Annotated in this window: 23 protein-coding genes and 1 pseudogene; 13 read left to right on the top strand and 11 right to left on the bottom strand. The window is 70.8% G+C overall.

Annotated features, from left to right (window positions below; translation table 11 throughout):
• Positions 1-15 precede the first annotated feature (15 nt).
• Complete coding sequence (gene glgX / locus ACFV2X_RS14300; protein ID WP_385616023.1) at positions 16-2,322, bottom strand: glycogen debranching protein GlgX; 2,307 nt, start codon at positions 2,320-2,322, stop codon at positions 16-18.
• Positions 2,323-2,899: 577 nt separating this feature from the next.
• On the opposite strand from glgX, the gene ACFV2X_RS14295 reads away from it, so the two are divergent.
• From ACFV2X_RS14295 to ACFV2X_RS14275, 5 genes are all read left to right on the top strand, one after another.
• Positions 2,900-4,144: an Ig-like domain-containing protein gene (locus tag ACFV2X_RS14295; protein ID WP_385615791.1), complete on the top strand. Its 1,245-nt coding sequence runs from the start codon at positions 2,900-2,902 to the stop codon at positions 4,142-4,144.
• Positions 4,145-4,231: 87 nt separating this feature from the next.
• Positions 4,232-4,999 (top strand): enoyl-CoA hydratase/isomerase family protein, encoded by a 768-nt coding sequence (locus ACFV2X_RS14290; protein WP_385615789.1) that lies wholly within the window; start codon positions 4,232-4,234, stop codon positions 4,997-4,999.
• 320 nt (positions 5,000-5,319) lie between these two features.
• The gene (locus ACFV2X_RS14285; RefSeq protein ID WP_385616020.1) at positions 5,320-5,832 is read left to right on the top strand and encodes an ATP-binding protein; all 513 of its coding nucleotides are present in this window, start codon (positions 5,320-5,322) and stop codon (positions 5,830-5,832) included.
• A 421-nt stretch (positions 5,833-6,253) separates the two neighbouring features.
• Positions 6,254-6,883, top strand: coding sequence for an N-acetylmuramoyl-L-alanine amidase (locus ACFV2X_RS14280; RefSeq protein WP_385615786.1), 630 nt, complete (start codon positions 6,254-6,256; stop codon positions 6,881-6,883).
• Positions 6,884-6,947: 64 nt separating this feature from the next.
• Entirely contained in the window at positions 6,948-7,163 is a 216-nt protein-coding gene (locus ACFV2X_RS14275) for an EF-hand domain-containing protein (RefSeq protein ID WP_089511039.1), read from the top strand.
• A 52-nt stretch (positions 7,164-7,215) separates the two neighbouring features.
• Here ACFV2X_RS14275 and ACFV2X_RS14270 read toward each other — a convergent pair whose 3' ends face one another.
• The 5 genes from ACFV2X_RS14270 to ACFV2X_RS14250 form a co-directional block, all read right to left on the bottom strand.
• The gene (locus ACFV2X_RS14270; protein ID WP_385615782.1) at positions 7,216-7,524 is read right to left on the bottom strand and encodes a hypothetical protein; all 309 of its coding nucleotides are present in this window, start codon (positions 7,522-7,524) and stop codon (positions 7,216-7,218) included.
• 45 nt (positions 7,525-7,569) lie between these two features.
• Positions 7,570-8,124, bottom strand: coding sequence for a glycoside hydrolase family 25 protein (locus ACFV2X_RS14265; protein ID WP_089511037.1), 555 nt, complete (start codon positions 8,122-8,124; stop codon positions 7,570-7,572).
• 217 nt (positions 8,125-8,341) lie between these two features.
• Entirely contained in the window at positions 8,342-9,274 is a 933-nt protein-coding gene (locus tag ACFV2X_RS14260) for a UbiA family prenyltransferase (RefSeq protein ID WP_385615779.1), read from the bottom strand.
• 647 nt (positions 9,275-9,921) lie between these two features.
• A complete protein-coding gene (locus ACFV2X_RS14255; protein WP_385615776.1) occupies positions 9,922-10,158 on the bottom strand; it encodes a hypothetical protein in 237 nt (78 codons plus the stop codon).
• A complete protein-coding gene (locus ACFV2X_RS14250) occupies positions 10,155-10,316 on the bottom strand; it encodes a hypothetical protein (RefSeq protein ID WP_385615773.1) in 162 nt (53 codons plus the stop codon). The genes ACFV2X_RS14255 and ACFV2X_RS14250 overlap by 4 nt, the downstream gene beginning before the upstream one ends.
• 173 nt (positions 10,317-10,489) lie before the next feature.
• Here ACFV2X_RS14250 and ACFV2X_RS14245 point away from each other — a divergent pair, with 173 nt between their 5' ends.
• A complete protein-coding gene (locus tag ACFV2X_RS14245; protein WP_385616017.1) occupies positions 10,490-11,308 on the top strand; it encodes a helix-turn-helix domain-containing protein in 819 nt (272 codons plus the stop codon).
• Positions 11,305-11,529 carry a DUF397 domain-containing protein gene (locus ACFV2X_RS14240; RefSeq protein WP_385615770.1) on the top strand — a complete coding sequence of 75 codons (225 nt, stop codon included), beginning with the start codon at positions 11,305-11,307 and terminating at the stop codon, positions 11,527-11,529. Before ACFV2X_RS14245 ends, ACFV2X_RS14240 begins: the two co-directional genes overlap by 4 nt.
• Positions 11,530-11,560: 31 nt before the next feature.
• Here the strand turns inward: ACFV2X_RS14240 and ACFV2X_RS14235 are convergent, their stop codons facing one another.
• Complete coding sequence (locus tag ACFV2X_RS14235) at positions 11,561-13,738, bottom strand: tetratricopeptide repeat protein (RefSeq protein ID WP_385615768.1); 2,178 nt, start codon at positions 13,736-13,738, stop codon at positions 11,561-11,563.
• 24 nt (positions 13,739-13,762) lie between these two features.
• Between ACFV2X_RS14235 and ACFV2X_RS14230 the strand changes: the two genes are divergently transcribed.
• Complete coding sequence (locus ACFV2X_RS14230; RefSeq protein ID WP_385615765.1) at positions 13,763-14,059, top strand: hypothetical protein; 297 nt, start codon at positions 13,763-13,765, stop codon at positions 14,057-14,059.
• A gap of 66 nt (positions 14,060-14,125) precedes the next feature.
• On the opposite strand, the gene ACFV2X_RS14225 is transcribed toward ACFV2X_RS14230, so the two are convergent.
• Positions 14,126-16,105: a heavy metal translocating P-type ATPase gene (locus ACFV2X_RS14225; protein WP_385615762.1), complete on the bottom strand. Its 1,980-nt coding sequence runs from the start codon at positions 16,103-16,105 to the stop codon at positions 14,126-14,128.
• Between the two features lie 112 nt (positions 16,106-16,217).
• On the opposite strand from ACFV2X_RS14225, the gene ACFV2X_RS14220 reads away from it, so the two are divergent.
• Together ACFV2X_RS14220 and ACFV2X_RS14215 are read left to right on the top strand one after the other, a co-directional pair.
• Positions 16,218-16,622 carry an ArsR/SmtB family transcription factor gene (locus tag ACFV2X_RS14220; RefSeq protein WP_385615760.1) on the top strand — a complete coding sequence of 135 codons (405 nt, stop codon included), beginning with the start codon at positions 16,218-16,220 and terminating at the stop codon, positions 16,620-16,622.
• Positions 16,623-16,626: 4 nt separating this feature from the next.
• Positions 16,627-17,174: pseudogene (locus ACFV2X_RS14215) on the top strand (Uma2 family endonuclease).
• Positions 17,175-17,194: 20 nt separating this feature from the next.
• Here ACFV2X_RS14215 and ACFV2X_RS14210 read toward each other — a convergent pair.
• Positions 17,195-17,572 carry a TraR/DksA family transcriptional regulator gene (locus ACFV2X_RS14210; RefSeq protein ID WP_385615757.1) on the bottom strand — a complete coding sequence of 126 codons (378 nt, stop codon included), beginning with the start codon at positions 17,570-17,572 and terminating at the stop codon, positions 17,195-17,197.
• A gap of 258 nt (positions 17,573-17,830) precedes the next feature.
• Here ACFV2X_RS14210 and ACFV2X_RS14205 point away from each other — a divergent pair, with 258 nt between their 5' ends.
• Positions 17,831-18,334, top strand: a complete 504-nt coding sequence (locus ACFV2X_RS14205) for a hypothetical protein (RefSeq protein ID WP_385615755.1) — start codon at positions 17,831-17,833, stop codon at positions 18,332-18,334.
• Between the two features lie 8 nt (positions 18,335-18,342).
• On the opposite strand, the gene ACFV2X_RS14200 is transcribed toward ACFV2X_RS14205, so the two are convergent.
• Positions 18,343-20,313, bottom strand: coding sequence for a heparinase II/III family protein (locus tag ACFV2X_RS14200; protein ID WP_385615752.1), 1,971 nt, complete (start codon positions 20,311-20,313; stop codon positions 18,343-18,345).
• A gap of 112 nt (positions 20,314-20,425) precedes the next feature.
• On the opposite strand from ACFV2X_RS14200, the gene ACFV2X_RS14195 reads away from it, so the two are divergent.
• Positions 20,426-22,465 carry a DUF2264 domain-containing protein gene (locus ACFV2X_RS14195; RefSeq protein WP_385615749.1) on the top strand — a complete coding sequence of 680 codons (2,040 nt, stop codon included), beginning with the start codon at positions 20,426-20,428 and terminating at the stop codon, positions 22,463-22,465.
• Between the two features lie 69 nt (positions 22,466-22,534).
• Here ACFV2X_RS14195 and ACFV2X_RS14190 read toward each other — a convergent pair whose 3' ends face one another.
• On the bottom strand, positions 22,535-23,638 hold the full coding sequence (locus ACFV2X_RS14190) for a substrate-binding domain-containing protein (protein ID WP_385615746.1): 1,104 nt from the start codon (positions 23,636-23,638) through the stop codon (positions 22,535-22,537).
• Between the two features lie 243 nt (positions 23,639-23,881).
• Here ACFV2X_RS14190 and ACFV2X_RS14185 point away from each other — a divergent pair, with 243 nt between their 5' ends.
• Positions 23,882-24,901, top strand: a complete 1,020-nt coding sequence (locus ACFV2X_RS14185; protein ID WP_385615743.1) for a hydroxyacid dehydrogenase — start codon at positions 23,882-23,884, stop codon at positions 24,899-24,901.
• The last annotated feature ends 180 nt before the right edge of the window (positions 24,902-25,081 follow it).

The raw sequence follows: 25,081 nt of genomic DNA, 5'->3' as shown, positions 1-25,081 counted from the left end.
CGGCACTGACAGCGCTCACTCGGTTTTCCGGTCCTCCTCCACGGCCGTGACGGCGCGTAGGAGCAGCACCGAGCGCTCGCGCTGCCCGATCCGTGAACCGGCGCGATGCCGGGCGCCCGGGGGCGCGTCCTGGTCCTCCCGCGAGGTGTCGACGAGGAGTTCGTACGCGGCGGCCCACGGCTGACCGGGGAGGGTGAAGTCCACCGGTGCGGGGCCCGAGTGCAGCAGCACCAGGAAACTGTCGTCGGTGACCGGGGCGCCTTGCGCATCGCGCCGCGCGGTGTCGTGGCCGGACAGGTACAGTCCCACGGCGGCCGTCGGCGCGTACCAGTCCCGCTCGGTCATCTCCGTGCCCGCCGCGGTGAACCAGGCCAGGTCGCGAAGCCCGTCGGGGCCCTGGGCGCGGCCGGAGAAGAAGGCGGGCCGGCGCAGTACGGGGTGGTCGCGGCGCAGCTGGATCAGGCGGGCGGTGAGGTCGGTGAGCGCGCGCCAGCCCGGGTCCTCCAGCAGCGTCCAGTCCAGCCAGCCGGTCTCGTTGTCCTGGCAGTACGCGTTGTTGTTGCCGCCCTGGGTGCGGCCCATCTCGTCGCCGGCGACCAGCATCGGCACGCCGGTGGACAGCAGCAGCGTGCTGAGCAGATTGCGCAGCTGGCGGCGGCGCAGCGCCCCTACCGCCGGATCCTCGGTCTCGCCCTCGGCGCCGCAGTTCCAGGAGCGGTTGTCGCCCGTGCCGTCGCGGTTGCCCTCGCCGTTGGCCTCGTTGTGCTTGCGGTCGTAGCTGACCAGGTCGCGGAGGGTGAAGCCGTCGTGGGCGGTGATGAAGTTGACCGAGGCGTACGGCCCCCGGCCACCCCATCCGTACAGGTCGCTGGAGCCGGACAGCCGGGTGCCGAGGTCGCGTACGTCGGGCAGGGCGCCGCGCCAGAAGTCGCGTACCGCGTCGCGGTAGCGGTCGTTCCACTCCGACCAGAGCGGGGGGAACGCGCCGACCTGATAGCCGCCGGCGCCCACGTCCCACGGCTCGGCGATCAGCTTGACCCGGCGCAGCACCGGGTCCTGGGCGATCACGGTCAGGAAGGGGGAGAGCATGTCCACGTCGCTCGCGGTGCGGGCGAGGGTGGCGGCGAGGTCGAAGCGGAAGCCGTCCACGCCCATCTCCGTCACCCAGTAGCGCAGCGAGTCCGTGATCAGCCGCAGCACATGGGGGTGCGGCACCTGCAGGGTGTTGCCGCAGCCCGTGTAGTCGGCGTAGCGGCGCGGGTCCTGCTGGAGGCGGTAGTAGGCGCGGTTGTCGATGCCGCGCAGCGAGAACGTGGGCCCCAGCTCGCCGCTCTCCGCGGTGTGGTTGTAGACCACGTCGAGGATCACCTCGATGCCCGCGTCGTGCAGCGCGCGCACCATCCGCCGGAACTCGCCGACCTGCGCGCCGCGGGTGCCGCTCGCCGCGTACGCGCCGTGCGGCGCGAAATAGCCGATGGAGTTGTAGCCCCAGTAGTTGCGCAGACCGCGCCGGAGCAGATGGTCCTCGTGCGCGAACTGGTGCACCGGCAGCAGCTCCACGGCCGTCACCCCGAGCCGGGTCAGATGCTCGATCGCGGCCGGATGCGCGAGCCCCGCGTAGGTGCCGCGCAGTTCGGGCGGGATCCCGGGGTGGCGCTTGGTGAAGCCGCGCACATGGAGTTCGTAGATGACGGTGTCGGCCCAGGGGGTCTTCGGGCGCCGGTCGTCGAGCCATTCGTCGGGCGATTCGTCGGGAGGGCCGTCGGGAGGGCCGTCGGGGCCGCCCGGGTCGTCGTCACCGACGACCACGCCCTTGGGGACGTACGGCGCCGAGTCGCGGTCGTCGCGCACGGTGTCGGCGATGTGCTGCTGCGGCCAGTCCCGCACATGGCCGTAGACCTCGGGCGGCAGCGCCCCGTGCCACGCGCGCGGGATCACCCCCGCGCCCCCGAAGTCGCCGTCCACGGCGCGAGCGTACGGGTCGAGCAGCAGCTTGGCCGGGTTCCAGCGGGCGCCGGTCCACGGGTCCCAGCGGCCGTGCACCCGGTATCCGTACCGCCGCCCGGGGAGCACACCGGGCACGAAGCCGTGCCAGATCTCATGGGTCCGCTCGGTGAGCGGACAGCGGGTCTCGGCCCCGTCGTCGTCGAACAGGCACACCTCCACGCCCTCCGCCCCCTGCGCCCACAGCGCGAAGTTGGTGCCGACCACCCCGCCGGGCCCGGTCCGCACCCGCGCCCCGAGCGGCTGCGCGCTGCCCGGCCATACGGGGGCGCCCCCGGCCGGCTCGCCGTAAGGGGCGCCGTACGGGGCGGGGAGCAGCGCGGGCGCGGCGGGCGGGCCTGAGCCCGCGCGGCGGCCGTTCCGTAAGCCGTCCCGGTCGCTGCCGCGATCGTCGTCTCGTACGCCGTCCCGGTCGTCGTCTCGTACGCCGCCTGGTCCGGCGGCCCGCTCGTCACCCCCTCCGATGGCCGCCGCGCCCGTGCGCGGCCTCGGCAGCCCGTTGTGCGCTTTGCCCTGCTCGGCTGCATGCTGCGACACGTAGCGCCTCCGGCGTTCGCGGCTCCGGCCGTCGGGCTTGGACCGGCCGTGGGGCTTGGACCGCGCGGCGTCCCGTGCCGCTGCCGCCCTCTCCTGTTCTGCCCGCGATGGGGCCAACCCTCACGTTTCGCCCGGCGCGCCCGGGGTCAGGGCCCTCACCTGGGACTGAACCGTGACATAGAACCGGGAGCCCGCTGTCAGCGGCGTGTGATTTCCTGATCGCTACGCGCGCGTACGCGACCGAACTCCCCGCCGTCCGGGTGGGTATGAGTTCCTGTCGAACGCGCGCGTGCGCGGGACACAGAGGGAGACAGCGGGGGTGCCGCGGGGCGCGGTGCGGGCGGAGGGGAGAGCCGTAGTGGAAGTACAGCCGATATCAGGGGCGTTGAGGGCGCGGGGCCGTAAGGGGCTTCTCGCGCTGCTGACCGGGGGGATGCTGGTGTTCGCGACCGCCTGCGGTGGGGGCGGCGGGTCGGGCGACGGGAAGAAGGACGGGAGCGGCGACAAAGGCGGGGGCGGCCGGAAGACCTCGCGCGCCGTCGTGGCGATCACGCCGCGGGACGGGGCGAAGGGCGTCAACACCCATGGGGCGCTCAAGGTGACGTCGGACAACGGCAAGCTCACCTCCGTCAAGGTCAAGGACCCCAAGGGCAAGGAGATCGACGGCGAGATCACCGAGGACGGCGGCAGCTGGCGGCCCTCCCGGCATCTGAGCTCCGCGACCACCTACACGGTCGACGCCGTCGCCAAGGACTCCCAGGGGCTGACCGCCTCCCGGCACTCCTCCTTCACCACGCTCCGGCCCAAGAAGACCTTCGTCGGGGTCTACACACCGGAGGACGGCTCGAAGGTCGGCGTCGGCATGCCGGTCTCGATCCACTTCACCCGTGGCATCACCGACCCGGGGGCCGTAGAGAAGGGGATCAAGGTCTCGGCCTCGCCGTCGGTGCCCATCGAGGGCCACTGGTTCGGCAACGACCGGCTGGACTTCCGGCCGGAGAAGTACTGGGCGCCGGGCACCAAGGTCACCCTGAGCATGGACCTCGACGGCGTCGAGGGGCGGCCGGGGGTGTACGGCGAGCAGAAGAAGACCGTGAAGTTCACCATCGGCCGCAGCCAGGTCTCCGTGGTCGACGCCAAGAGCAAGAAGATGGTGGTCAAGCGGGACGGTAAGACCATCAAGACGCTCCCCATCACCTCCGGCGCGCCGGGCTACGAGACGTACAACGGCAAGATGGTCATCAGCGAGCGGCTGGCGGTGACCCGGATGAACGGCGCCACGGTCGGTTACGACGGCCAGTACGACATCAAGGACGTGCCGCATGCGATGCGGCTGTCCACCTCGGGCACCTTCATCCACGGCAACTACTGGGCGGGCAAGCCGACCTTCGGCTCGGCGAACGTCAGCCACGGCTGTGTCGGCCTCTTCGACCAGCGGGGCGGTGGCGACAAGTCGACCCCGGCGGCCTGGTTCTTCCGTAACTCGATCGTCGGTGACGTGGTCGTGGTGAAAAACTCGCACGACGACACCGTCCAGCCGGACAACGGGCTCAACGGGTGGAACATGTCGTGGGCGAAGTGGAAGGCCGACCAAAAGGGATGACAGGGAGCGGCGGGGCGTAGGAGGCGCGGGGGGACGGGGACACGGGGAGGCTGTGGGCGGCGTGCTAACGGACGCTAACCTGCGCTCATGACTGTGAACCTCGAGGTCGCCGAGGGCGTCGGCACCATCCGGCTGGACCGTCCGCCCATGAACGCGCTGGACATCGCCACACAGGACCGGCTGCGGGAGCTCGCCGAGGAGGTGACCGGGCGCGACGACGTACGGGCCGTGGTGATCTGGGGCGGCGAGAAGGTGTTCGCGGCCGGCGCGGACATCAAGGAGATGCGGGACATGGACCACGCCGGAATGGTGGCCCGGTCCCGCGCCCTCCAGGACTCCTTCACCGCCGTCGCCCGGATCCCCAAGCCCGTCGTCGCGGCCGTCACCGGTTACGCCCTCGGCGGCGGCTGCGAGCTGGCGCTGTGCGCCGACTACCGGATCGCCGGCGAGAACGCCAAGCTCGGCCAGCCGGAGATCCTGCTCGGTCTGATCCCGGGCGCGGGCGGCACCCAGCGGCTGTCCCGGCTGATCGGCCCGTCCCGCGCCAAGGACCTCATCTTCACGGGCCGTCAGGTCAAGGCCGACGAGGCGCTGGCGCTCGGGCTCGTGGACCGCGTCGTACCGGCGGAGGAGGTCTACGAGCAGGCGCACGCGTGGGCGGCCCGGCTGGCGCGGGGGCCGGCGATCGCGCTGCGCGCGGCCAAGGAAGCGGTGGACGCGGGCCTGGAGACCGATCTGGAGACCGGCCTCGCCATCGAACGCAGCTGGTTCGCGGGGCTGTTCGCCACCGAGGACCGCGAGATCGGGATGCGGAGCTTTGTCGAGGAGGGGCCGGGTAAGGCCAAGTTCCGGTGAGCGGTGGCCCGGGCGGCGGCGGCCGTCGCCGTCCGGGCTTCCGACGGCGTTGCGGTGGGGGCGCCGTGGGGGTTTTCGTGGGGGTCTCTGCTCGGTGAGCGATGCCCCGTGCGGGCGAATTTGTTTGGCCACTCGCGAGTCCTTGGACAACCCGCTCCGGTACGCTGGGTGATTGCGCAGATGCGCCGTGAGATCGCTGGTCAGGCGCGGTATTTGGGATATCTGGCTGCCTCTGGCATATGTTGGAGCCGGTTTGTGGCGCCTGGGGCCCGGCCGTTCGGAATCCCACGGTTCGGCCCCGGACGGCCAGTCGGGTGGCCATGATGGGGGGCATGGCGGGCTTGGAGGGTATGGAGCAGCCGCAGCGCACCGGTACGGCCGCGGCTCGGCGGGTGCCGTCCATCAATGACGAGTCGGTCGCCAAGGCGGTCGACCTGTTCGGGAACCCCGCGGTCGACGAGGTGCGGCTGCCCTCCCGCCCGGAGTCGGCGGGCACCGCCCGCCGGCTGGCCGAATGTGTGGTGCTGCGTGACTGGGGCCTGACCCCTCAGCTGGCCGAATACACCGTGCTGCTGGTGTCGGAGTTGGTGGGCAATGCCGTCCGGCACACCGGCGCCCGTACCTTCGGGCTGCGGATGCTGCGGCGGCGTGGCTGGATCCGGGTGGAGGTGCGGGACCCGTCGCGCGGTCTGCCGTGTCTGATGCCGGTGGCCGCGCTCGATACTAGCGGGCGGGGGCTGTGGCTGGTGGATCAGCTCGCCCAGCGGTGGGGGGCGGATCTGCTGCCGCGCGGTAAGACGACGTGGTTCGAGATGCGGGTGACCGAGCCCTGAGCGCCCTGGCGGGGGCAGCGCCTGCTGAATGCCGAAGAGGCCCCCACCGTCGGTTCGCGACGATGCGGGACCTCTTGCGGATCCGCCGCGGATGGTGAAAGGGGTGTCATCCGTGGCAGAGGGGTGAACGACCTGACCCGGGTCGATGGGGGTCGCATGCCTCACTATCGCAGAGGCCGCAGGCCGCGACCAACTCAATCCAAGGTGAGGTATGACACTTGCCTTGCTAATGCTGGGTATTAGTTGCAGGTTTCCTTTATAGCGTCTTTCCGGCTGCTGAATTTCCAGTGGTCCATACCGTGACGCGAATTCTTTCTTTGCCTCTCAATCCTTGGCATGGCCCTGTCGACACCTCACCATGGAACCGCGCTACGCGCGTCACACCCCCACTGTCACGGCTATGGATTCCGGGAGACCCCCCATGGAAACGCACGGCCGCACCCCCACCCCCACCCCCTCCCGCCGTACCCTGCTGCGTTCCGGCGCCTATCTCGCCGCCGCCGCGGGACTCACTACCGCCGCCACGACCCCCGCACGTGCCGACGCCAGACGCGATCGAGCCGCCGTCGCCTACCCACCCACCCACTGGATCCCGGCCAGCACCTCGAATTACCGGGTGTCCAGCCGCCCCACCTCGTATCCGATCGACTTCGTCGTCATCCATGTGACGCAGGAGACGTTCCAGGACGCGATGAAGATCTTCCAGGACCCGGCCAAGCAGGTCTCCGCGCACTACATGGTCGCCTCGGCCGACGGCTACATCGGGCAGTTCGTGCGCGAGAAGGACGTCGCCTGGCATGCGGGAAACCGGGACTACAACAACCGCAGCATCGGCATCGAGCACGAGGGCTGGGTGGACAAGCCGGAGTACTTCACGGACGAGCTGTACGCCTCCTCCGCGGCCCTGACCGCCGCCGTCTGTGACCGCTACGGCGTGCCCAAGACCCGGGCCCACATCATCGGACACAACGAGGTCCCGAACGCCGACCACACCGATCCCGGCAAGTACTGGGACTGGGACCGCTACATCGACCTGGTCAAGGCTGCCTGACGCGGCGCCGCGCGGGCCCCGCTAATCTGTGCGGGTCAGAGAAATGCACAGAAGGGGCGGTCACGTGGCGGACATCGAGGCGGCGCGGAAGGCGTTCGAGCGGTACGACCTCAACGGGGACGGACTGATCAGCGCGGCCGAGTACAAGAGCGTGATGGCTCAGCTGGGGGACCCGTATGTCACGGAGCCGGTCGCCCAGGCCGTGATCAACTCTCACGACTCGAACGGCGACGGACTGCTTTCCTTCGAGGAGTTCTGGGCCGCCCAGAACGGCGGCTGAACGACTCCCAGGCACGACAGAACGAGCGAGCGCATGCGGCGCGGCCGGCGGATCACCGCCCGCCGCGCCGCTGTGCGCCGGCCCGCCGCCGGCGGTCGTTGCACAGCAGGCAGCGCCCGTATCCCGGCGGCAGCGGGTCGTCCTTGTCCCCGTACAGCGGGTCGACGGCACCGCGCGGATGCTCCGAACAGCCCGTCGCACCGTGCTCCGCCCCCAGCGCGTTGGCCGCCGCGAGCGCCCGGCGCAGGGCGTCGGTCAGCAGCTCGGTCTCCTGGCCGGAGGGTGTGGAGTCCAAGGAGAAGGCGATGTCCGACGCGGTGGTGAGCGCGCTGCGGAGTTCGCGCAGGTCTGCGTAGCTCATACCGGAAGAGTAGGCCCACCCACCGACAGCACTGCTGGCTGCCTGCTATTCCTTCCGCGCCCAGGCGCGCAGGTCGGCCTTGCTGTCGAAGCGCGCCACGTCCTTGTCCAGCGGGTGCTCGGCGTACTGGTGGATCCGCCAGCTCGCCTTGATACGCGGCTTGCCCGCCTCCACGTAGTCGGCGATCCACAGCCCGTCCCCGGCGTACGACGTGGTGTCGATGTTCAGCCAGAAGGTGCGGTTGCAGTAGAGCAGCACCCGGTGCCCGGGGCGGAGCTTTTTGACCTCTCGTATGAACCGGTCCTTCTCGGCGTTGCTCGCGTGGGTGCCTTCAGATGTGGTCTCCCAGTCCACGGCGAGCAGATCATGCGACTGGGAGGCGCACTTCTCGACGAAATAGCTGGCCTGCGCCGCGATATTGCCGGGCCACAGGAAGTGGTAGAAGCCGACCACGCACCCCGCCTCGCGGGCGCGGGCCGCCTGTGAGGACTGGCGTGGGTTGATGTACGAGCGGCCCTCGGTCGCCTTGACGAAGACGAAGGCGAGCCCGTCCGGGTCGAAGGAGGTCTGGTGTGAGCTGACGTCGATGCCGCGCAGCATGCTGCCTGCCTTGGGGAGAGAGAAGGAGTCGAGGGGGGAGGGGAGCGGAGTGGGGGGAGGCGAGGGAGGACTCTGTTCTTGTCATGCCCGGTACACCAGCCCGTACGCTCCTCCGGTCGATGGGCACTGCCGACTGCGCAGGCTAACGAGGCGTCAGGCGCGGCTCAACCGGTTTGCGGGATTTGCCCGTTGCGGTCGGGCGGGCCCGGCCCGTCTGCTACGGCCCGAGGAGGAGAACGGCCGCGATCGCCAGATGAGTGGCGTACTGGCAGACCATGAAGGCGCGGTAGGGGGCGCGTTCCCGCCCGGAAGCGGGATGCCGGCACAGCCAGGAGATCCAGCAGGCACCGCACAACAGCACCAGGGCGGCGGCCAACAGTGGCGGATCGTACGCCAGGGCGCCCACGGCGAACGCCAGCCCCACCGCCGGGGCGCAGACCGCCGTGACCGTACGAGCCGCCTTCTCGCCGCGCACCACCGCGAGCGTACGGCGGCCACCCTCCCGGTCCCCGGGGATGTCGCCCAGATCCTTCGCGAACGCCCCGACCAGCCCCATCCACGCCGACATCACGGCCGCGAACAGCCAAAAGCCCGCTCGTGGTTCACCTCCCGCGGCCTGCGCCCCGGCCCCATAGGCGCACAGGCCCGTGACGGTCACCGACAACGACGAGGACCAACTGCGTCGCTTGGCGCTGAGCGGGGGCGCGGAGTACGCCCAGCCGAGGAACAGCATTACGCCCACGCAAAGAAAAAGCCCCAGGTCGAAGGCGCTGAGGAGAAGAGCGGCCGGGGTCAGGAGGCCAATGGCCCAGCGGGCGGCGCGGGCCGACAGTACGCCGGAGGCCAGTGGTCGCCGCGAGCCGTTGGCCCGGTCCTCCGGCAGGTCCATCATGCCGTTGAGCAGATAGGCGGAGGCGGTGGCACAGAACCAGGCGAGGGCGCCCGTGGCGACCCGCACGGCCGGTAAGTGCTCGCCCGGCCAGGCCCCGAGGGCCCCCACGGTGAAGCGCGCCAGAAACACCACCTGAACCACGGGGCGCGCCTCGCGCAGACACAGCCAGGCCACCTGCGCGGCGGCGGTGTGCGGAGGCAGTTGCCGGGGTGACGGAGAGCCGGGGGCAGCTTGTGGGGCCTGTGAGGCTCGTGGCATGGGGCAAAAACTAGTGGTTCCACTAGCGACTCGAACAGCGGTAGGCCGCCACCTCGCCCGAAAACCAGTGGAGCCGCACTCCCGTGTGCCGTTACCGTGCTTTCGCCCGCAGTCACCCTGTGAAGGACGTGCCGTTGTACACCAGTTGAGCCCCCAAGCGCTGATCCGTCGCGCGTCGCGCCTGTGCGCCGTGCTCCTTTTCGCTGCGGTCTTCTCACTGGAAGCGGTGTAACTCTGTGTCCAAAAACTGGGCGGTCGCGCCCGTGCCCACCTGCCTGCCGATCGTTCTCCGCCGTTGCCACAGGTGCGCCTCCGGGCGCTTGCGGGCGAACGGCGAATTCCACGTCAGTTCCGTACAGCTCGAGCTCCTGAACCGCCGCGACATGGGCGGCTCGGGTCGAACCGATCGGCCGGCCTGGCAGTCGCCGTACGGTCCGCCGGCGCACCGGACACACCGTGGCCGGTGGGCGCCTGAGCCGGGATTGGGCAGGTCTGGGTCCGCTTCGCGGCGTGGATACCCGTGCGGCCGGTGCGACTGATCGCCGAAGGCTTCTGCTTTGCGTGGGCCGAGGTATCGCGGCCTCCTGAGCACGGCGTACGAAGGGGCGGTGCACACCGTGCACCGCCCCTTCACGCGGCCCAGGGTTTCATGGCCGGGGTTTGGCTTCCGGGGGGAAGCGGAGGGTGGCGGCATCGGCCGTCCACTCGACTCCGCCCCGGGCGGGGCGCAGGAAGGCGACGCGGCTTCCCGTTGTCCTGTGGTCGAAGAGCAGTTCCGTGGTGGCGTGAATCGCCTGGATCACGCCTGTGCGGTCGCTGATCGGGTCGTACGCCTCCTGGCCGGGGCCCGGGCCGGGCCCGGGGGCAGTCCTTCCGGTGTTCATGCTCGTGGCCCTCCGGACTGTCGAGGCACGTGGACGGCGTGGGCGGGGTGGCGTCGGTGCAGCACCTCGTAGTCGGTCGCCTTGCTGTAGTCCCCGGCCTGTTTGGCCTGTTCGCGCAGCGCGCGGTAGTGGCGGCAGGTGGGGCATTGGTCGTTCATTCGGTCGCCTGTTCGGTGTTAGCTACTTTGGGTGGTTCTTTCTGACTTGGATGTGCCTTGCGGGCTTTAATTACGGTGTGTACTCCAAGCGTTGCGTCGAGAGACAACGCACGACAGGGGTGGGGGCACACCAAGTCGGCCTGGGGTGAGGGGAGATCCACGCGGTGAGTGAGATGACGAGCGAGGAGCAGGACCAGCTCAGCGGACCCGCGTTTTTCGGCAAGGAGGTACGGGCCTGGAGGACGCGGGCGGGGATGAGCCAGCGGGAGCTGGGCGAGCGAGCCAACTACGGGCAGCAGTACGTGGCGAAGGTGGAGGCGGGGGAAAGGCTGGCCAGCTGGTCGTTCGCCAGAGTCTGCGACGAGGTCTTCGGCACGCCGGACACGTTTGTGCGGCTCCGGGAGTGGGCCAGCCTGCACGGCTATCCGGCCTGGTTCCTGCCGTACGTTCAGTTGGAGCGGCAGGCGACAGGCATCTCCAACTTCTCCGCCACGTTCATCATGGGCATGTTGCAGACGGCCGACTACGCGCGTGCTGTCTTCCGGGCCGCGCATCCACGGGAGGCTGTGGACAAGCTTGACGCCAGGGTTGAGCGGCGAATGCGGCGGCGCGAGGTGATGGAGAAGGACTCGCCACCTCTGGTGTGGTGCGTCCTGTATGAGGCCTGCCTACGCGCCGAGGTGGGCGGGCGCGACATCATGAGCGCGCAGATGGCTCACCTCCTGACCGAAGCCGAGTCCCCACACGTGGCTCTGCAGGTACTACCGTTCGGGGCGGGAGCACCCCCTACGCCGGGAGGCTTCACCCTTCTGAGGTTCGACGAAGGGCCGGGCATCGTGTACGCGGATACGGCGATGGCTGGCCAGATGACCGACACCCCGGAAGAGGTGCAGAGTGCGACTGCCAGGTACGACCGGCTACGGGCCGCTGCTCTGTCTCCGCAGGAGTCGTTGGCCATGATCCGCAGAGTGATGGAGGAATTCGCCCAATGAGTAGAGCCCTTGATCTGTCCCGCGCTGAATGGGTCAAGTCCAGCTACAGCAGCGGAGACGAAGGGGAGTGCGTCGAGTTCGCTCCCGACATAGCCACCACTGCCGGTGTCGTCCCCGTCCGGGACAGCAAGAACCCGGCAGGTCCATTGCTTGTCTTCTCGGCTGCCGCGTGGAGTTCGTTCACCACTGCCATGCGGGCCGGGGCATTTCTCACTGCCTGAGACGCAGCGCTTCGCGGCCCCGTCGCACCGCTCAGCCCGAGGCGTCATCGTCGTCCTCGCCCGCGAGAACGCGTCGCAGCGCGGCGACGTTGCCCAGTCGGGTGGCGGTGTCGGGGTGGTCGGGGCCGAGGGCCGCCTCGGCGATGGCCAGTGCCCGCTCTGCCAGTGGCAGTGCGTCGACGGGGCGACCCAGGTCGCAAAACGTGGCACCGAGGTTGTTCAGTCGGGTGGCGGTGTCGGGGTGGTTGGGGCCGAGGGTTGCTTCGGTGATGGCCAGTGCCCGCTCCTTCAGCGGGAGTGCGTCCGCGGGGCGACCCGTTTTGCTGAGCGTGACGGCTAGGTTGCCCAGTCGGGTGGCGGTGTCGGGGTGGTCGGGGCCGAGGGTTGCTTCGGTGATGGCCAGTGCCCGCTCCTCCAGCGGGAGCGCGTCGGCGGGGCGACCCAGATCGCTGAGCGTGCAGCCGAGGTTGGCCAGGCGGCGGGCGATGTCGGGGTGGTTGGGGCCGAGGGCTGTCTCGGTGATGGCCAGTGCCTGCTTCGCCAGCGGGAGTGCGTCGGCGGGGCGACCCAGATCGCCCAACGCAGCAGCAACGTTGGCCAGGCGGCCGGCGGTGGTGGGGTGGTTGGGGCCGAGAGCTGTCTCGGTGATGGCCAGTGCCCGCTTCGCCAGTGGCAGTGCGTCGGCGGGACGACCCAGGACGCGCAATGTCCCGGCAAGGGCGGCCAGGCAGTCGGCGGTGTAGGGGTGGTTGGGGCCGAGGGTTGCTTTGGCGATGGCCGATGCCCGCTTCGCCATCGGTAGCGCTTGTGCGGCCTGGCCCCGTACCTGCAGGTGTAAAGCCGACTGCGCCAGCACTGAAACGAGGTCAGGATGGCTGTCGCTGATCTCAGCACGGCTAACTACAGCTTGGATGTGCGGCAGAAGTGTGTGCCACGCAGGCCAGGTGTCGAGGTCGCCGGGGCTGGCGGACGGCATCGCCGCGTTCAGGAGTGCCAGGGTGGTGGAGCTGGGATGGAGCGGTGCGGGTGGCCTGCGGTCGGGCAGGAGCCGACGGATCCCCCTGGCAGGAGGCGGTAGGAGGGCGCGCGGCGTTGTGGCGCGGATGACGGTCTGGACGAGGCGATGGACGGTGACGGTGGTCTCGGTGAGGGTGATCATGCTGTAGGCGGCCAGCACGCCCAGGGCGTGGTCGACGGCACGCCGAGTCTCCAGCGCCGTGTCCAGCACGGCACGGGGGAGTGGGTCCGGGGCGGAGTACGCGAGGATGCGCAGCAGGTGCACCGCGTGCGGGTCGGCGGTCTGCACAGCGCTCAGCGTGACGCTCCACAGCTGGGCGATGGTGCGCTGCTGGGGGTCTCCTGGGGTGGCGGCCGCCAGGACCCCGTGCGGGTCCTGCTGGAGCTGGGCGAGGTAGTCACCGGGGCTGGTGCGGGTCTGGGCCAGATACGCGCTGGCCTGCTGCAACGCCAGCGGCAGGTAACCGAGCTCCTCGGCCAGACTGGCCAGCCCCGCTGTATCCGTGCTGCCGGTGATCTCCCGCAGGACGTCCACCGCTGCCTCGGAGGTGAGGGTGTCCAGGCGAAGCGGCGTACCCAGGTCGCGCCAGGGAAGATCGCGGCGGGTGGTGATCACGACTTGTCCGGTTGTCAGGGGCCCGAGGTACGGGTCGAGGTCGGAGGGGTCCTCCGCGTTGTCCAGCACCAGCAGCCACCCGCTACGGCCCTGCAGCCAGACCACCGCCCACTGCGCCGCGTCCTCCAGCGGCAGCCCCGCATGCACGGGGTTCAGCGCCGTCGCCAGCCCGGCCAGCCCCGACATCACCTTGGACGCGGACTCGGCATCCACCCACCACACGGGCCCGCCACCTGTCGCCAGGAACCGGCGGGCGTGATGCAGCACCAGCGTGCTCTTGCCGACACCACCCAGCCCACGCACACTCTGCGCCACCACCCCCGCCCCGGCCGCCGGTAACGCCTCCAGCGCGGCCAGCGCTTCATCCCGGCCCCGGAACACCGCGCTGTCAGGCGTCGGGAGGTTGTTCACTCGCACTACGGCGTCATCCGCCACCGCCGCGCTCAGACCCCCCGCAGGCAGAACCACCGTCCGGTGCTCGATGTGGTTGTGGTCACCGGTCGCGACCACCCCGGAATTGCTACCCGCCACCGCCGAGCGGTCCCCGGACGCGGGCGGCACGATCTCCCCGCTCACCGCTGAACCGTGCCTCCGTCACCCGTGACGATGACACCTGAGTTGTCCACCACCGCCACTGACCGCTCCCCGGACGCCGTAGGCCCACCCGAACCCGCCCCAGGCGACGGCGGCGCGGGCGGCGGCGGAGCCGGGGACCCGGACAGCGTGGACACCCACGCCACCAGCACCCCAGCCACCACAGCTCCAGCCCCCGCACCCGTCCCGATGCGCTCCGGCCGGTCCCAGGGCAACACCAACTCCCCCAGCCACACGAACAATCCGAATACCGCCAGCGACCCCACCTCCGCCAGCAGCCACCGCATCCAGGCGCTCATCTGACGCCCCCTCACGCCGTCGAGACTTTCCATATTGGCACGCCACAGCATGCGGGGGCGGTCTCGCCGCTTACCCGTGGTCCCCCGAGCCCCGCGCGCGACGCCACGCGCCATCAGCCAGCAGCCGCAGACCGTTGAGACCGACGATCACCGTGGAGCCCTCGTGGCCCGCGACACCCAGCGGCAGCGGCAGCGTCCCGGCCAGGTCCCACACCACCAGACCGGTGATGAAGGTCCCGGCGATGACCAGGTTCTGCACCACAAGCTGCCGGGCGCGGCGGGAGAGCGCGACAACAGTCGGAATGGTGGCCAACTCGTCTCGCACCACCACCGCGTCGGCGGTCTCCAGGGCGAGGTCGGAGCCGGCGCGGCCCATGGCGATGCCGGTGTGGGCGGCGGCCAAAGCAGGGGCATCGTTGACGCCGTCGCCGACGACCAGGACCTTTCGCCCGGCGGCCGCCAACTCCCTCACCGCCGCCACCTTGTCCTGCGGCAGCAGTCCCGCCCGTACGTCCGCGATGCCGACCTCGTCGGCCAGGCGCGCGGCGGCGCGCGGGTTGTCGCCGGTGACGAGGACCGGCGCGGTGCCCGTGAGCGCGGCCAGGGCGGCGACGGTGGCGGTGGCCTCGTCGCGGAGGCGGTCGGCGATGCCCAGTACGCCGACCGGGGCGCCGTCCACCAGGACCAGGACGGCGGTACGGCCCTCGCGCTCCAGTCGCTCGGCGAGCGCCGCGGCGGGGTGGTCGGCGCGGTCGGCCAGGAGCCGGGCCGGGCTGCCGACCGCGACGGCCTGGCCGTCGACGCGGGCGGTCACGCCCGTGCCGGGCTTGGAGTTGAAATCCTCAGCCGGGGGGAGACGGAGGTCACGCGCGGCGTCCACGACGGCGCGGGCCAGGGGGTGTTCGCTGGGGTGCTCGGCCGCCGCCGCGAGCCGTAGCAGCGCGTCCTCGGTCAGGTCGGAGGCGGGCAGCGGGCGGATGTCCGTCACCTTCGGGGTGCCCTCGGTGAGGGTGCCGGTCTTGTCGAGGGCCACGGCGTCGATCTGCCCGAGGCGTTCCATCACCACGGCGGACTTAACGAGCACGCCGTGGCGTCCGGCGTTGGCGATCGCGGACAGCAGCGGGGGCATGGTGGCCAGCACCACCGCGCAGGGAGACGCGACGATCATGAAGGTCATGGCCCGCAGCAACGTCGGTTGCAGAGCGGCGCCGAAGACGAGAGGGAGCGCGAACAGCGCCACGGTGGCGGCGACCATGCCGAGGCTGTAGCGCTGTTCGACCTTCTCGATGAACAACTGGGTGGGGGCCTTGGTCTCGGCGGCCTCCTCGACCATGGCCACGATGCGGGCGATCACCGAGTCCGACGGATCGCGTTCGACCTTCACCCGCAGCGCCCCGGTGCCGTTGAGGGTGCCGGCGAACACCTCGTCGCCCGTCTCCTTGGCCACCGGCAGCGGCTCGCCGGTGATGGTGGCCTGATCGACGTCGCTCGCCCCGTCCAGCACCCGGCCGTCGGCGCCGATGCGCTCCCCGGGCCGCACCAAAAGCGTGTCGCCCACGCGCAGCCGCTCCGTGGGCACCGTCTCCTCCCCGCCGTCGTCGGCGAGGCGCGTGGCGGTGGCCGGGGCGAGGTCGAGGAGACCGCGTACGGAGTCGGCGGTGCGGGCGGTGGCGATGGCCTCCAGTGCGCCGGAGGTGGCGAAGATGACGATCAGCAGGGCGCCGTCCAGCACCTGCCCGATCGCCGCCGCGCCGAGTGCGGCGACGACCATGAGCAGGTCGACGTCGAGGGTCTTGTCCTTGAGCGCCTGAAGGCCCGCCCAGCCGGGCTCCCAGCCGCCCGTCACGTACACGAGCGCGAACAGCGGACCCCATGCCCACCCCGGCGCCCCCAGCAGATACAGCGGCAGGCCGACCAGGAACAGCACCAGCGCGGCAGCCGCCCAGCGGGCTTCGGGCAAGGCGAAGATCCGCGTACGGCGCCTGGGCGGCGCCACCGCGTCGCGGGCAGCGCCGGGGGTCGGGGCGGAGCGGGTGAGTGTGGACGTCATCGCGGCAGTGGTCCTTCACAGGCGGGAGGAATCGCATCCGACGCCACCACCGTAACAGGAATGAATGAACAATGATTCATGCATTCATGAGGCGTCGGCGTACGATGACCGCATGGGTCATGGAGCCGCAACCCCCGCCAGCACCGTCCCTCGTGCGCGCCTGGACGCGGCCGGTGCCGCCAAGGTCGCCACGACCTTGCAAGCGCTGGCCACCCCCTCCCGACTGCTGATCCTCGCCCGGCTGCGCGAGGGCCCCCTCGCGGCCACCGAACTGGCCGCCGAGGTGGGCATGGAGCAGTCGGCCTGCTCCCACCAACTCCGCCTGCTGCGCAACCTCGGGCTGGTGACCGGCACCCGCAAGGGGCGCTCCGTGGTGTACGCGCTGTACGACAACCACGTCGCCGAACTCCTCGACCAGGCCCTCTACCACGTGGAGCACCTGCGCCTCGGGTTGAGTGACACCCCTGCCGGTGCGGCGGAGTCCGAGGGCGACGTGGTGGCCGGCCCGAGCGCCTGACGACGTGGCTGCACTACGCGAGCAGATCACGGCCGAGCAGTACGACTCCTGGTCCGAGGAGCAGTGCGCGGGCGTCGAGATCGTGGACGGGATGGTCGTGGTGAGCCCCCGCGCGTCCAAGCGGCACAACCGCCTGGCTCGTATCCTCGCGAACGCCCTGGAGACCGCCGCGGGACCTGACTGGAACGCCGACACGGACTTCGGCGTCCGGCTGCAGGACGTGGGCCGCTCACCAATCGCCACCCGGACGTGGTTGTGTACCGCGCGGAGGCGATCGACATCACGCCCACCCGCCCCGAGCATGTGCTGCTGGTCGCCGAGGTCGTATCCCCCGGGTCGGAGACCACCGACCGGATCGTGAAGGTGGACCAGTACGCCAAGGCCGGGATCGCCTTCTACTGGCGGATCGAGCAGACCGCGACAGGCGTCCCGCTGGTGTACACCTACGTCCTCGACCCAGCGACCAGGACCTATCGGGACGGGGACGGGTTCACGGGCGTGGTGAAGGTCGCGGCTCCGTTTCCGGTGGAGATTGACCTCGGCCAGATCTAGCGCGTTATCTGGCGCTTCGCTCAGGGCCCACTCTGCCGCTCGGTGCAGGCGACGCACCGCTCGGCGTGCGGCATGGCCATGACCCGTTCCGGGGCGATGGGGGCGCCACAGGTGGTGCAGGTGCCGAAGGTGCCGTCCTGGATGCGGGTTAGCGCGGCGAGGGTCCGTTCCAGGAGGGTGGTGGCGGCGTCGGTACGGGTGTGCAGTTCCTCGATGGCGAGGGTGGTCGCGCCGACGTCCGCGGCGTCCAGGGCGCAGGCGCGGCGGAGGGCCGACTCGGTTTCCCGTGCGGTGGCGATCTCCGCGTGGAGGCGGTCCCGCTGATCGGACAGCTTGGCGGCCGCTTCCTCAAGATCGTCTGGCCCGAGTGGGCTTTCGCGCGGGGGTGTGCCGTTCATTGCCCATCCGCTCCCGCCGTCGGCCTGGCGTTCAGCGCTTGCGGGGTTTCGTACTGCTGGACGAGGTTGCGCGGGACCGCGGGGTGTGCCATTAGCATGGGGCTTCCTTCGAGCGCGGAATCAGTACAGCGATGAGCGGCCCCTCGGATACCCGCATGGTGAAGGCGTATGCCCTCGGGTTTCGCGTTGCGGGAGTCCTGGGTGGTGTTAGAGCCGGGGAATGGCGGGGACGGGAAGTGTGACCCGATAGGGGCGTTGGTGAGCTTTTATATCCAATCGGGATGTCCCGAGGTTCTGAAGGTTGAAACCGCTGATGACATGGCCGACGCGGTGGGTCAGCTCTATCCTCTGGAGACCGAGCATGCGGTCTTGGTCTGGAACCGGATTCCGGTGCTGCTGGAGTATCGCTACGATATTCCGGTGCTGCTCGACGACCTAGTGCCGCTGCTTGAGGAGATTCAGCGTGCGGAGTTCTCCGAAACGCGGGTCTACTGGGGGTCGGACACCTTCTCCACTGAATGGCAGATCCGTCGGGACGGAGAATTGCTGAGAATCGATTCCCGCTGGATAGCCGTGTCCGGAAGTTATGAGTCCCTTCTCAACGAAAGAAGTCAATTGACGGTCGAGATCCGCTCGTTCGTCGCCGAGTGGCTGAAGGTGCTGCGACGGATTGCGTACGATCTCGGTGCCCAGGCCTCCGTACGTCTTGAGGATCACGATATAGCGGTCCGGGTGAACGCTCTGCTGACGCCATTGCACTGACGGCCTTCTCACCGTGACCGCTTCATCCGAACGGTGAACGGCTCCCCGTCAGAAGGAGCCGCGACAGTCAGGGTGAGCCTCGTCAGCCGCTCTCCCCACGACTCGCGCAGCAACGGGTCGTCGAGATCGCGGTGTTCGAGCCGGGCGGTGGCGCGCCCCGGGTCCCAGGTGATCAGCAACGAGCAGCCGTCGGCGGTGACCTGTGCCTGCCCCTCGGCCAGTTCGACGGCTCCCGACAGGATGTGCCGTAGCAGTACTGGGGTAGCGCGATCTGGCGTCCAGCGGTCCTCGATCAGGACGTGTGCCGGGGTGTCCGCCGTGGCGCGCACCAGTCGCAAGGAGCGGCGCCAGGTGCGCAGCAGGCCCGTCGGGTACGCAGCGGCGAGGTCGGCGTGCAGGGTGGCTGCGGCTGGGGTCAGGTCGACGCGTACGTCGGCCGCACCGTGGTCCGGGCCTGGTTGCTGCTCGGCGCCCGGCTCGGGGACGTTGTGCCAGGCGCTCTGGAGGGGCCATGCCTGGTAGCGGTCGGGGCCGAAGCTGGCGGCGGTGTAGGTCGGTTGGCCGATGTCGACGACCAGGGGGCGGCCGTTCAGGGCGACCCAGTACGAGCCGACGTCGAGGTGGTTGTGCCGCTCGCCGTTGTGGCCCGCCTTCGCCGCCAGGGTCAGGCCCGCGGCAGTGCCCGGCGTCTCCCGGGCGACGAGGACCTGGACCCGGGGCAGCCAGGTCTCCCGTGCCGCCCAGGGGGCATCGCCGTCAGCCACATCGGTTGTGGCCAGGGCGTGGCGCCAGTGTGGGGCGCAGAGTCCGGCGAGTGCTCGGCCGAGGCCAGCCCGGGGGCGTACGGTCGGTCCTCCGCGTGCGCATGCCAGGGCGTGCGCACGGACGTCGGGGTCGGTCAGTCGCTCGCCCCACTGGAAGAGCAGGTGCCAGGGCTGGTCGAGCCACAGCCGGGCGGGGGCGTCGCCGGCGTTGACGTACCAGTCGCCGGCGAGGTGCATACGGTGCGGGAACTTGCTGAGCGGACCGAATACGGGCAGGTCGCGGGCGTCGAGCGCGGGGCCGCCGGCGTCGGCGAGCAGGTCGAGGGCTTCCAGGAGCCGGCCGGCGCCCTGCCACCAGTACGCGACGCCTTCGTCGATCCCGCCGTCGTCGGGGAGTACGGCGAGGTAGTGGTCCAGGCCCTCGACGACGAGCCGTACGAGCCGGGCCCGCCGTTCCTCGTCGTCGGTCAGCAGGAGGGCCGCGGCGAGAACCGCCCCATGGATCCAGGGGTTCCAGTTGTGGGCGTCCCCGTCGAGCCCGATCCAGTGCCAGTCCCGGGTGCGCTCGAACGGCGTCAGCACCCGCAGGTCCACCTCGCGCCGGAGCCTCCTGCGCAGCCCGGGGACGCGAGTGTCCAGATGCGGGCCGAGTACGTGGTCGGCCCAGCCCAGCAGGGACGCCACCTCGGCGGCCCCCAGGTCGAGGAACGGCTCGTCCGGGTCCGGCAGCACTTCGTCGCGGGCCTTGGCGTAGCGGTCGTGCGGCGCCCAGCACCAAGTGCTGGTCTCGGCCAGGGCCATCAGGGCGTCGGCCGCGGCGTCGAGGTACGGGGCGGCACCGGGCGGGGCGTCGGCCGGTGCCACCTCGCCGGTGAGTGTGGCGGCAAGTACGAAGAGCGTGGCCCGCTCGCGCAGCCGCCCGGCGTTGTCCTCGTACGCGGTCCGCACTCCGTCGCGGAACGTCCGGGCCCAGTCGGATGCGGTCAAGGCCGGTGCGTTCCGGCGGAGTTCGGCCGCGGCCTCCTCCAGCAGCCCCTCCCGCGTGCCGGCGTCCACCGCCTCCCATACCGGGCGCGCGGTGACCGTGGGGACGGGGAGCCGCATAGGAGCATCGCGTAGGACTTCGACCAGCGGATTGGGGCTCAGGGCCGGGGCCAGTCGGCTCCGCAGGGAGCGGTACGCGGGGGACTCCGGCTCCGGCTCTACCAGGCCCATTATCTCTCCTGATCGATTCTGTTCGAAATCGTTGACTCGGGACTATGTCACGGGATGAGGTGGCAACGCCATCCATCCATCCATCACCCACCACCGCCTTCCGGAGGAAGCAGTGTCGCCTGACGAGGACCGGGACCTCGCCCCGTACACCGGCTGGACCAGGGCGCACTGGACCGCGCTCGCCGACCGGATGCTCGCCGCCGCCCAGCCGTACGCCTCCCCGGCGGGAGCCCGGATCGACCTGCCGGGTCCGGCGAGCGCGAACGGCGCGGTCTCCGACGGCCTTGAGGGCTTCGCCCGCACCTTCCTGCTCGCCGGGTTCCGCGTCGCGGGGGAGCGGGGCGCGGACCCCGGCGGGCTGCTCGGCGGGCTGCTGGAGCGGTACGCGCGCGGCTTGGCGGCGGGCACCGATCCGCATTCGCCCGAGGCGTGGCCCCGCCCCGACCAACTCGGCCAGGCCAAGGTCGAGGCCGCCTCCATCGCCCTGGTGCTGCAACTGACCAAGCCCTGGCTGTGGGACCGGCTCGACGACGGGGTGCGCGAGCGGGTCATCGACTGGCTGGGGACCGTCGTCGGACAGCCCTATCCGCCCATCAACTGGGTCTGGTTCAGGATCGTCGTCGAGTCGTTCCTGCGGGAGGTCGGCGGACCGTGGTCGGCCGCCGATATCGAGGAGGACCTGGCCGTCCACGCCTCGCTGCGCCGGACGGGCGGCTGGCTCAGCGACGGGCAGGAGCGGGCCTTCGACCACTACACGGGCTGGGCGCTGCATCTGTATCCGCTGCTGTGGACCCACCTGTTCGACGTCACCGGCACGCTGTGCCCGCCGGCCCTCCGGGAGACCTGGGCCGCGGACCTTACGCGCTATCTCGACGACGCGGTGTGCCTGGTCGGCGCGGACGGCTCCCCGCTGCTGCAAGGACGCAGCCTCACCTACCGCTTCGCCGCCGCCGCGCCCTTCTGGGTCGGCGCGATCACCGGGGAGGGCGGGCAACCGCCGGGACTCGTACGCCGCGCGGCCAGTGGCATCGTCCGGCACTTCGCCGAACGCGGAGCCCCCGACGGGGACGGACTGCTCAACCTCGGCTGGCACGCCGCCTGGCCCGCGATGCGGCAGTCCTACTCCGGGCCCGCCTCGCCGTACTGGGCGGCCAAGGGCATGCTCGGCCTGATGCTGCCCGAGGACCACCCCGTATGGACGGAACCGGAACTCCCGCTGCCGGTGGAGACCGGGGACGTCGTACGGGTCGTCGAGGCGCCCGGCTGGCTGGTCTCCGCGCGGCGCCGCGACGGGATCGCGGTGGTGCTCAACCACGGCACCGACCACGCGCGTCCCGGCGACACCAGCGCGGACTCGCCGCTGTACGCACGGCTCGGCTACTCCACCGCCACCGTGCCCCCGCTGACCGCCGCGTCGGCGGCCGACCCGGTCGACAACGCGGTCGTACTGCTCGACGAGGACGGCCGGGCCAGCCACCGCACCGGGTTCGAGACGCTGTTCGCCCTTGAGCTTCCCGGCGGTGTGCTCGCCGCCGCCTCCCGGGGGCCGGTGCGCTGGGTCGACAGCGGCGCCGACGACTCGCCCGACCACGGCTCCGGCCGGACCGGGCCGACGACGCCGGGGCCCGTGGTCACCGTCGCCTCGGTGCTGCGCGCGGGGGTTGAGGTACGGCTCGTCAGGGTGGACGCCCCGGCATCGGCGGCGGGCCGGAGCGGGGGCTCTGTGCGGATGGGCGGTTGGCCGGTCGCGGCCGGCACCCCGCCCGAGACGTGGGCGGGCACTGGTCGCGCGGGCACCGGCCGCGCGGGTTCCGGGCCGTACGCGGAGGCGGGCACCGCGTCCCTGCGTTCGTCGCTGCGCGGCCTGCGAGGGCTGCACCGCGGTGGAGTCGCCACCGGGAAGGACGACAGCCCGCTCGGCGCCCGGACCGCGACGCCGTGGCTGGCCACGGACGGTGTGCCGTACGGCGATGTGCTCGCGGCCGTGGTGGCCCTCGAGGGCGGCAGCCAGAGCGACCAGGGCGGGCCCGATCCTGCCGTCTCCGTCCACCCGGGTTCCGACGGTGGCCATCGGGCCCGGCTGACCTGGCCGGACGGTCTCACCACCGACGTTGAGCTGCCTGCGGTCGCGGTGCCCCCGGCGGCCCCCTGACCGGCTCGGTCCGCTCCGACCCGCCGACGCCCTACTGGCCTTGCGTCACCGGGCGGGTCCGTCGCGCCCTCACAGCGCCCGGGCCCGCTTGACCGACGAATCACGGAGGATCAGCTCCGGCAGGATGAGCACGCGCTGCGCCGGGCGGCGCTTGCCCTCCATGAGCCTGGACACCATCATCTCGACCGCCACCCGGCCGACCCGGGCCTTGGGCGGGCGTACGGCCGTCATCGACGGTTCCGCGAGATGGGCCACCTCGTCGTCGTAGCTGACCAGGGCCATGTCATCGGGGATGGAGTACCCCTGTTCGGCGAGGTATTGGGCGACCGACATCGCGTCTGGGTCGCTGTGCACGATCAGCGCGGTGATCCGGGACCCGCGGCACCGGTCGAGGATGCCCTCGATGATCTGCCGGTGGCCCGGCTGGTCGAGGGCGACGCTTTCGCGGACCACGAACTCGCTGGGCAGATCCAGCTCCGTGCATGCCTTCAGCCAGCCCTGGGCGAGGTGGGCCGAGGTCGGGCTGCCCTTGGACAGCACCAGACCGATCCGGCGGTGGCCGTGCTCGTGGAGGTGGCGTACGGCCAGCTCCATGCCGAGCGCGTGGTCGCTGCGCACCCACTCCAGCTGGCGCGGGGTCGGCGTCCACTGCGGGGTCTGCCGCTCCACGAGGATCGTCGGCACCGGCAGATTGCCGATCCAGTCGATCATCTCGTCGACCCCGTTGCCCTCCAGATTGGGCGCCAGCAGCAGCCCCTGGACCTGCTTGGCCTCGATCAGCCGGCTGATCTGGCGGCGGTCCTCGGCCTGGTCGTAGCTCGATCCGCGCAGTTGGAGCTGGACGCCGAGGCCGGCCGCCGCCGAGCGGGCGCCGCTGACGATCGACGGCCAGTAGAAGTCCAGGGAGGGTACGACCATGCCGATCGTGAACGGCACAGGCGTGGGGCGGGGCCGACGGGCCGGGGCCTGGTCGAGATCGGTCGGCAGGGTGGCGCCGCCGTGCACCTTGGTGAGCAGGCCGCGGGCGGCGAGGGCGGTGATATCCCGCCGTACGGTCAGTTCGCTGACGTCGAGCAGCCGGGCGAGGTCACGGACCCGCACGGTGCCGTGCCGGCGCACCTCGTCCATCAGGCGTTCCCTGCGCTGAAGGGCGAAAGGTCGGTCTGCGCTCATCGGGCCCCCTCGGTCGACGGCCTGATGGCCTGTTCGAATCTGAACGAATCGCTTCGATTGTGTTCGATCTATGGCGGATATGTGCTGCTGACCACTATCCCTGTTCCAACGTGTTCGGCGGGTTCCAATGTGTTCTACGCAACACGGGATTCAGCGGGACATAGCAACTTCGCGATTTCGCGATTTCGCGTCAGATGGCAACGGTGCCGGTCCAGACCGGCCTAGGGAAGGACTCGACGCCCGATGCAGACGAAGCCCAACGCGCTGGTCGTCATGAGCAGGCCGAGCTTCGACGCGCACTTCGACTCCGCCCGGCTGGCGCGGCTGGCGGATCTGGTGAACCTGGGCGACCCGGTCTGGACCGACGACCTCGACCATCCGGCGGTGCGGGCGCGCCTGGCGGACGTGGAGGTCATGCTCACGTCCTGGGGCGCGCCCAAGCTGACGCCGGAGCGGATCGCCGCGGCCCCCGCGCTGCGGGCGGTGCTGCACTGCGCCGGCAGTGTGCGGGGGCTGGTGGGCGAGGAGGTGTGGCGCCGTGGGATCCAGGTGACCAGCGGCGCGGACGCCAATGCGATCCCCGTCGCCGAGTACACCCTGGCGGCCATCATCTTCGCCGGCAAGAAGGCCCCGTTCCTCGCCGCCGACGAGGAACGCGCCTACCAGGGCTGGGGCACGGTGTCGGGATACGGCGACCTGTCCAACTTCGGCCGGACCGTGGGGATCGTCGGCTTCTCGCGGATCGGCCGCCGGGTGGTCGACCTGCTCAAGATCCTCGGGGACACCACCTGCCTGGTCGCCGATCCGTACGCCGACGCGGAGGAGGTGAAGCGGGCGGGCGCCGCCCTGGTCCCGCTGGAGGAACTGCTTCCGCGCGTCGATGTGCTGTCCCTGCACGCTCCCGAACTCCGGGAGACCCACCACCTCATCGGCGCCGACCAGCTCAGCCTGCTTCCCGATCACGCGACCGTGATCAACACGGCGCGCGGCAGTCTCATCGACTCCGTCGCGCTCGCCGCCGAATGCGCCTCCGGACGCCTCTTCGCCATCCTCGACGTCACCGACCCCGAGCCCCTGCCCATCGACTCGCCACTGAGACACCAGGCCAGCGTGATGATCACCCCGCATATCGCGGGCTCGCTCGGCACGGAGATCGGGCGCCTCACCGACCACGCCATGGACGAGCTGGCCCGGTGGACCGCGCGCGAACCCCTGCAGTCCGAGATCACCGCGGAGGCGCTGGCGCTCGGCCTGAGCGCGTGAGTGCCTGAGCCTCTGAACGCCTGAGCCTCTGAACGCCTGAGCCTCTGAACGCCTGAGCCTCTGAACGCCTGAGCCGCCTGGCGCCCAAACCCCCCGGGCGCCGCACCCCGAGCCCCGCTCACCCCACCAGGACACCAGGACTCTTCGCACCACCACCCCCCGCGACACGCACCTCCCGCA

The sequence above is a fragment of the Streptomyces sp. NPDC059679 genome (genome assembly GCF_042734105.1).
GTDB lineage: Bacteria > Actinomycetota > Actinomycetes > Streptomycetales > Streptomycetaceae > Streptomyces.
Note: the sequence above shows the minus strand (reverse complement) of the source record. Positions and strands in the feature narration are given on the sequence as shown.